General features: G+C 68.7%; 8 protein-coding genes. 3 read left to right on the top strand and 5 right to left on the bottom strand.

Annotated elements, in window-relative coordinates; translation table 11 throughout:
• Positions 1-364: beta-eliminating lyase-related protein (locus tag VFS34_15360; GenBank protein HET9795830.1), on the top strand; the 364-nt coding region annotated here is incomplete at its 5' end.
• A 104-nt stretch (positions 365-468) separates the two neighbouring features.
• Positions 469-2,976: a DUF4388 domain-containing protein gene (locus VFS34_15355; protein ID HET9795829.1), complete on the top strand. Its 2,508-nt coding sequence runs from the start codon at positions 469-471 to the stop codon at positions 2,974-2,976.
• Between the two features lie 177 nt (positions 2,977-3,153).
• On the opposite strand, the gene VFS34_15350 is transcribed toward VFS34_15355, so the two are convergent.
• Both VFS34_15350 and VFS34_15345 read right to left on the bottom strand, forming a co-directional pair.
• Positions 3,154-4,230, bottom strand: coding sequence for an alpha/beta fold hydrolase (locus tag VFS34_15350; GenBank protein ID HET9795828.1), 1,077 nt, complete (start codon positions 4,228-4,230; stop codon positions 3,154-3,156).
• Entirely contained in the window at positions 4,227-5,252 is a 1,026-nt protein-coding gene (locus VFS34_15345; GenBank protein HET9795827.1) for a cytochrome C, read from the bottom strand. The genes VFS34_15350 and VFS34_15345 overlap by 4 nt, the downstream gene beginning before the upstream one ends.
• A gap of 344 nt (positions 5,253-5,596) precedes the next feature.
• Between VFS34_15345 and msrB the strand changes: the two genes are divergently transcribed.
• On the top strand, positions 5,597-6,091 hold the full coding sequence (gene msrB, locus VFS34_15340) for a peptide-methionine (R)-S-oxide reductase MsrB (GenBank protein HET9795826.1): 495 nt from the start codon (positions 5,597-5,599) through the stop codon (positions 6,089-6,091).
• 595 nt (positions 6,092-6,686) lie between these two features.
• On the opposite strand, the gene VFS34_15335 is transcribed toward msrB, so the two are convergent.
• The 3 genes from VFS34_15335 to VFS34_15325 all read right to left on the bottom strand — a co-directional run.
• Positions 6,687-6,941 (bottom strand): hypothetical protein, encoded by a 255-nt coding sequence (locus VFS34_15335; GenBank protein ID HET9795825.1) that lies wholly within the window; start codon positions 6,939-6,941, stop codon positions 6,687-6,689.
• Positions 6,942-7,017: 76 nt separating this feature from the next.
• Positions 7,018-7,746: a zf-HC2 domain-containing protein gene (locus VFS34_15330; protein HET9795824.1), complete on the bottom strand. Its 729-nt coding sequence runs from the start codon at positions 7,744-7,746 to the stop codon at positions 7,018-7,020.
• 28 nt (positions 7,747-7,774) lie between these two features.
• The coding region (locus VFS34_15325; GenBank protein ID HET9795823.1) for a sigma-70 family RNA polymerase sigma factor at positions 7,775-7,972 on the bottom strand (198 nt) is incomplete at its 5' end.

Here is a 7,972-nt window from a genome sequence, read left to right as displayed (position 1 = left end):
GCTGCCCCAGGCGCTCTTTCCCGCGCAGACTCTCGCGGCCGAGCTGTACCTCGAAGCCGGGATCCGGGCCATGGAACGGGGAGTCGTTTCCGCCGGCCGCGATCCCGAAACCGGCGACCACCGCTATCCGAAGCTCGAGCTCGTGCGGCTGACGTTCCCGCGCCGCGTTTACACCCAGGCGCACTGCGACGTCACGGTCGAGGCGGTCGAGGCGATCTGGGACCGCCGGCAGGAGGCGCGCGGGCTCCGCATGATCTATGAACCGCGCTACCTGCGGTTCTTCCAAGCCCGCTTCGAGGCGGTCCCGGCGGGAACGTCGAGCGCCGGAGGACGCCAGCGGGAGACGGCGGCGGCGATCGGCTGAACCCGGGGGCGGGGCTCCCGGGGGAAGGTCCGGGGGGTCCCCGGTCGGCCCGCGGCGTCCGGGGTATCGAAAAGAGGCGCGTATCCGGGTACAATTCGGAACAAGTGGGGGAGTCTTTCGAACCCGGGCAGCCAGGATGGGAAGTCCGTGAAGCGCTCTTCGAGCTGCAGCGGTATCTCTCCGACGAGCTCGCTCCGCTCATGGTCGTCGATTCGATCGACGTCCTCGTCCGCTACCCCGCCGAGCTGACGGCCGCCGAAATCCAGAACTGGACCGCCGAGCAGCATACGCTGGCCGGCGCGTCGGCCCCGACGTCCGATTACCTCTTCCACGGGATCAAGAAGCTCCATCTCCTCTCGGAGTACAAGCTGATCGGCGAACAGACGCTCGGTCCGTTCCTCGAGAGGGTCGCCACACTCCTGCTGAAGGCCTGCCCGGAGGAGGACCGCCTCCTGTTCGCGAGCAACGTTCGCCGTCTCGCGACGGCCGAGACCTACACGAGCAGCCCGGTCTCCGTGCTGCACCGCCAGACCGGCGCGGAGCGCCCGCTCGTCGCGACGAGAATGGCGGGGGGCGCCGCGCCCGCGGGAATTTCGCCGGATCTGTCGGTCTCGGAGGGGATCCGCCGTTTTGCCCTGCTGCTCCACCGTCTGGGTCCGGTTCCCGAGCGCCGGCCCGGTGAACCGCCGCCCGCGGCTCCTCCCGGCCGGGAAAAGGTTCTCTCCGAGATGTTGTCGGTCGCTGCCCGGGAATCGCGGAGTTCGGCCGATCTCGACCGCTATCTCGCCCGGCTCGGCGATCTGGGGATGGACTCGCGCATCGACCGCGTCTTCCGGTCGCTGTCGGTCGCGCTGCCGGGATGGGCGATTCCGGTCTCCGCGAAGACCTCGGAGGACCCGGAGACGCCGAAGGTCGGCGCCGTCGAGGCGATGCACAAGATCGTCGCGCTCGCCGACGACCCCGCCGAAGGCGCGCGGCGCTTTCACGAGATGGTCCGCGCCGCCGTCGAGCAGCTGAACGAAGGGGAGCTCGGGCGCGCCGTCACCATGTTCGATCTCGCCGAACGGCTGGTCGCCGAGAGGAAGGTCGATCCGGAGCGGGCGGAGCTCACGCGGCGCGGAATGCAGGAGCTCGTCGACCTCGACCGCCTCCGGACGTACGCCGAAGACGCGAGCCGCCAGTCGATCCTGCGCAAGGTCCTCGGATTCTTCCCCGCGCTCTCTCCCCAGGGCATCCTCGACGAACTCGAGACCGAACAGAAGCGGGAACGGCGCCGGCTCCTGGTCACGCTCCTCCAGGTGCACGGGCCCGTCGCCCGTCGCGCGGCTCTCGAGAAGCTGAGACAGCCGCTCAACCCCGCGTCGGGGCAGGCGGGATGGTATTTCCAGCGGAACCTCCTGAACGTCCTGCGGAGGATCCCGCGCTCCGAGGACTCCCCGCTCGAGGCGGAGATCGAGATGCTCGGTTCGCTGGGAAGGCCGGGACAGCACATCCTGCTCATCAAGGAGGTCATGGCGAACCTCGCGATGATTCGCCACGACAAGACGGCCGCGGTGCTGATCTCGATCGCCCGGGAGTTCGAGACGCTCGCCGGGAAATCGGGAGGCGGCGCGTACACCGCCGACGACGTCCAGACGGTGCTCGATCGCGCCTACTCGGCGCTCGCGCGAATCGGAACGTCGGCCGCGATCAACGCGGTCGTGGACCACGGTCTCTCGGGGGTTTCGGGACTCGGCGAGACCACGGCCCGCCTCGCGGAACTCGCGGGGGCGGACCTCTCGACCGAGATGACCGCCGTTTCCCGCCTGACGGCGGCCCTCCGCAAGGAGCTCCCGAGGAAGGTGTTCGGCTTCGTGCTCGCGCGGAAGGCGCAGAACATCGAGTGGATCGTCCGCGCGCTGTCGTCGACTCCCACGCCCGAGGTCCGGCAGCTCTTCCGGGAAGTGGTCCGCACCTATCCGGATCAGTCGTTCGCGAAAGCCGCCGCCGCGGCGCTCGACGGGTTCGACCACGCCGCTCCGCCCCCGGACAACTCCTCGCTCCCGAGCCTCTCGGGAGACCTCGAGCTCTTCGGCATGCCGAACCTGCTCCAGAATCTCGCGCAGAGCGAGGTGAGCGGCCTCCTCACCCTCACGGATCGTTCCGGCGAGACGGCGGCCGTTCTCGCCTTCGAATCGGGAAAACTCGCACACTGCCGCGTCGGCCCGCTCCGAGGCCGCGACGCGGTGTACCAGCTGTTCGAGAACCCCGCTCCGGGGACGTTCTCGTTCGTGAACCGCCAGAACGGCGGCACGGCCGATCCCGGCTCGCTGCTCGAGATCGTCCCGTTGATCTTCGAGGGAAGCCGCCGTTACGACGAGCTGCGCCAGGCGCGGGCGCTCGTGCCCGAGGGAACGCCGCTCGTGCGGACCGCGGTTCCGCCGACGGCGCCCGAGGACGAGCGCGACCCCACGCTTCTCCAGGGCGTATTCGCGAAGATCACCGGGGGCGCCTCCGCGGCCCAGTGCGAGGCCGACTTCTTCGTCGACTCCTTCCGGATCTATCGGCTGATCGCGCACTGGATGGAAGAGGGATCGCTGGTGGCCGCCGAGTCGGCGACCGCCACCGCTTAGGAACCGGCGCGGCTCGTCGAACGAGCGACTCGAACGCGCCGCCCCGGACCGCCTGAGCTCCGTTCCCCCGTCGCTGAGCTTTCGCTTCGGAGGCTCGCGCCGCGGCGGGCACGGCGATTGACGCGCCCGCTCCCCGATCGCTCGACGACTCTCCGTTGACCCGGCGCCGGCCGCCGGCTACTTCTCGATCTCCTGAAGGAGCGCCGCCAGGTGCTCCTTCCAGATCGCGGGGAACGAATGCGTGCCGTGGCCGCGGGTGGCGTCGCTCGTCGGAATCAGAACGTAGCGGCCGCGGCGCACGCGGGGGATCAGTTTCTCCATCAGGCCGAGCTCCGGCGGATTGATCTGGTCGTCGGCGGAGTTGATCGCGACGAGGGGCGCTTCGATCTTTCCGAGGTCCGGCGACGGGTCGTAGTTCCGGGAGGCGTCGAACGCGTAGAGAAAGTCGTTGGCGTCGACGCCGTCGAGCCGGGAATGCATCTGTTCCTCGAGGAAGCGATCGGCCGCATCCCGCGTCGGCGCCGCCTTGTGCCACTGGAGGGGACTCGACACCATGAACAGCAGGACCTGAACGGCCGCCCGCAGCCCCCGCGGTTGTTCGGCGTAGTCGCCGCCGTTCCACCCCGGGTCGCCGCGGATGTCGTCGAGGATCATCTTGCGCATGACGCGGTTCCGGCCGGCGATCTGCGTCGGCACGCTCGCCAGCGGCACGAGACCGTCCATGAACCCGGGGTGCTGCTCTCCCCAGAGCCACGTGTGCATCCCGCCCATCGAAGTGCCCATGACGAGCTCGAGATGGGTCACGTGGAGGCCTTCGGTCACGAGCCGATACTGCGCGGCGATCATGTCGTCGTACGTGTACCGCGGAAACCGCGCGTGCATCCCGTCGCTCGGCTTGCTCGACCGTCCGTGGCCGATCCCGTCGGGAAGAACGATGAAGTGCGTCGCCGCGTCGAGGAGCTCGCCCGGCCCGAACAGCACGCCGGCGAAGTTCTCGGTCATGAACTGCTTTCCGCTTCCCGTCGTGCCGTGCAGGACGAGCACGGCGTTCCGGACCGTCCCCGCGGCGTCGCGTCGCGGCGCGCCGAGCGTTCGATAGTGCAGCCGGAGCTCCCGGAGGGTTTCGCCGGTTCCGAACCTGAAATCGTGTATTGTGTAATCGCCCTCCGCGGCGGGAGGGACCGCCGCGCTCGCCGCGAACGCCGCCCCGAGGAGGAGGGCCGTTGAGATCGACGCGAGCCGGCGCCGCGTCATGGCGCGGCGGCCGGGGGCCCCCCGCGGGAGGCGCCGGGCGCCTCCGGGAAGGTCACGACGTCGTGGCGCACCGGCTTGACGGTCTTCAGGTAATCGTAGATCGCGCCGAGGTCCTCCGGCGTCATTCCGGAGTACGCGAGCCATCCCATCACGGTGTTCTGCCCCCGGGGAGCGACGGGGGAGTTCCCGGCGAGCGGCACGAACGCCTTGAAGCGCCCGATGAACTCGGCTTTCGTCGCGTGTCCCATCCAGGTGTGCGCTTCCGGCGTGAGATTCGCCGAGCGATTGGTTCCCCATGGGCCGCGGTACTCGTTTCCCCCGGCGAACTCCATTCCCGGGATCGGCCGGTGGCGGGCGTCCTCGGTCGTGTGGCACCCGAGGCATCCCGCGATCGTCGTGAGGTACTTCCCGTACGCGACGGAGTCGGCGGCCGCGACGGGAGCGACCGGTCCGTCGAGCGGCCGAGGAACGGATTTGAGGAGGAGGTTGAGCGGGAAATGGATGCGCTTGGCCGGAACGGGCCGGTGGATCGGCGGCAGCGTGCGGAGATACGCGACGATCGCCCGGGCGTCCTCGTCGGAGAGATGACGGTAGCCGAGGTACGGCATCATCGGGAAGAGCGCCCGGCCGTTTCGATCGACGCCCTCGCGCATCGCCCGCAGCACTTCGCCGTCGCTCCAGCTCGCGAGACCGAACTCGGGATCCGGCGTGATGTTCTGGGCGCACACGACGCCGGGCACGCCGAGCTTCTCGTCGAACGCGAAGCCGCCCTGTCCCTCCGTGCCCGCCTTGACGGGCATGCCGAAGCGGTCGAACTCGTGGTCGGAGTGGCACCCGAGGCAGTCCGTGACGTGGAGGACGAGATACCGGCCGCGCTCGACGCGGGCGGGCGTGATCGCGATCTTCTCGGGCGACGGGGGCCGGCTCTTCGGGGGACGCAGCACGAAGAACGCGACGAGTGCGGCGAGCGCCGCGGCGAAGACCACGACCGTCGCCGCGAGGGCGCGCAGGAATTTCTTCATGGGAGAGGGCCTCCTGCTCCGATTCTAACCTCGGCGGCTACTTCCGCGAGATGACGCCGCTCGAACGGACGGAGACGATCGGCCGCCGCGCGGAGCGCCAGATTCCGGATCGACGGTATCGCGCGCTTCCTTCGCGCATCTCGACGAGCGGGACTCTCCTTTCGAATCCACGTATGCCCTGACCGCGCCCGAGAGATCGCCGTCTGGAAGCCCGTCGAGGCGGCCGCGAGCCGCGGCCGGGCGGCGACGGTCGTCCTCCCCGCGCGTTGACGGTCACCGGAGACCGCCCGGGGAAATTTCTCAAGACGCCCGCCGGTTGAAACCGGCGGTGGTATTTTGACGTCATGAAGAAGTGGATGATTTTCACCGCGCTGACCGCGACCGTCGCCGTGCTCGGCTCGCTCGGAGGGGGAAACACGGCGAGCGCGAAAGGAAAACCCGTGGTCGAGAAGATCGTCAAGTCCGACGCCGAGTGGAAGAAGGAACTCACGCCCGAGCAGTACCAGGTTCTCCGCGAGGCCGGAACCGAGCGGGCGTTCACCGGCAAGTACTGGAACAACCACGAAAAGGGAACCTACGTCTGCGCGGCGGACGGGAACCCGCTCTATTCTTCCGACACGAAGTTCGATTCCGGGACGGGGTGGCCGAGCTTCTGGCAGCCGATCTCACCGTCGGCCGTCGAGACGAAGACGGACCGGAGCCTGTTCATGGACCGGACGGAGGTCCTGTGCAGCCGCTGCGGCGGGCACCTCGGCCACGTCTTCAACGACGGGCCGGCGCCGACTCACCTGCGCTACTGCATGAACTCGGCGGCGATGAGGTTCATCCCGGCGAAGTGATCGCGCGGCGCGATCATCCTGAATCCCGCCTCGGGCAACGGCCGGAAACCGCGCGAGCCTGAAGGGTCGCGGTCGCCATTCAAGTTGGTCCGGAATTCGTTCGAAAGGAAGGGGGGTCGGCGATCGCCGAGGGAACCACCGCGGTCGAAGCCTGCGCAGGACCTCCGACCCTTCGGCGCGCCTTCACTCGATAAAACAAAGCACGGCCCGTGCCATATTCCCGGAAGTGCGGGGAAGGCGCCCCGCTACGTGTCGCGGCGAAAGGTCGCCACGACGCCGTTCAATTCCACGCGTATCGGCTCCGACCTCCGGCATGGCGGCGTGCGGCTCTTGGGCTGTCGCCGCGAGAAGTAGAACCGGGCACCGTCTTTCCGGCGACCCGCCCGACCGCCGGCAGGTACGTCTCCGTCGAACTGAAGCCGGCGAGTGCGGGGACGGCTGCCGCGAGGTTCGCCGAGAAGGCCGAGCCCGGCACCATGACGGAATGTCCGATCGACGATTACGCTCCATCGTCCAGTCCTTCGGCGGGTGGACCCGGTCTCCCGTCTCTTCCCGCGTGGGTTCACCGGGCTTTCCGACCGGCGGAAGGCTTACCTCAGCGGTCGCGGCCCTTCGTTTCGTCCGATTCGGCCGGATCGGCCGTACCCGGGACCGTCGGCGTCGATTCGGTCGGCCGGCGGGTTTCACGCCGCCCGACCGTGAGCTTTCCCGTCTCCGTCCTGACGATGATGGCGTTGATCGTCTCGTCCGTATCCATGGACGACGGATCGATCGACGGCATTTCGCCCGGAGGTCGCGGCGGCACTTCACCCGGGGGTCGGGATCCGGTGACGGAAAATGCGCTGTTCATCGTTCCCCTCCTCGACACCGCGCTCGGCGGGCGTCAGAGGAGGAGTGCCGGGACGCCCCGAACTATCTCACCCCCGTCAGGGAACGGCGCGGAACCGGTAGGTGGCGAGGGGTTCCGGACGCCCGGGAGCGGTCGACTCGACGGTCAGGGCGTAATCCCCGGGAGCCAGGACGTCCGACCGGAAGCCCGCGGCGAGCAGCCCGCTCGACGTCGCCGAGGCGTCCACGGAGGCGCCGAGGGGCTTTCCGTCGGCCGTCTTCAGGATGACGCGATAGGTTCCGGCGGCATCGTCGTCCGGTTGATCGAAGAGGAGGACCAGCCAGTGGGGCGACGCTCCGAGAGACACCCGGTTGTCCGGTTCCGGGGAACCCGCCCCCCGCGTCAGATTCAGGGTGAAGACGGACGCCGCGAGAGGCGCCGCCCGCAGCGCCCGGGCGGCATCCGGCTCCTGACCGGCCCGGTCCCCTGGAACGGCTCTCTCGGAGGTCCGCCGGGCGGCCTGGAGTTCGCGCCGGGCTCCGCGTTCTTCGCGATAGAAGTACAGAGCGGAAAAGACGGCCGCCGCGAGGGAAGCGGCGAGGAGAAACGTCGCCGTGCGCGGGAAAGAAGAGGGGAGGGGGGCCGGCGGTTCGCTTGGGCCCACCTCCTTCAAGTCGTTCCGAAACCGATGGATGACCTCGATCGCTTCCAGGCAGGCCGCGCAGTCGAAGAAGTGCTCTTCGAACCGATCGCGCTCTTCCGCGGACAGCTTTCCCGCGACGTAGCGGTCGGCGAGGAGGTCTTCGTCGATTCCCGGATGTTCCATCTTCATCAAGGTGTGTTTTCGGGCGGTATTATCTCGCCCGCCTTTCCGCAATCTCGCGATACAGGGCCCGGTACCGCTCCCGGGCCCGGAAGAGGACCCGGTTGAAATGGAGGCTCGTCAGAGACAGTTCGCGGCAGATCTGCTCTTTGTCGTCCTCGTCGATGTAGAACCGGAACAGGATCCGACGGTCGCGTTCGGAAGGCAGCTCGGCGAGCACCCGCCGGGT

The organism is Thermoanaerobaculia bacterium (genome assembly GCA_035717485.1).
GTDB lineage: Bacteria > Acidobacteriota > Thermoanaerobaculia > UBA5066 > DATFVB01 > DATFVB01.
The sequence above is the reverse complement of the archived record's forward strand: the minus strand, read 5'-3'. Positions and strand labels throughout refer to the sequence as shown.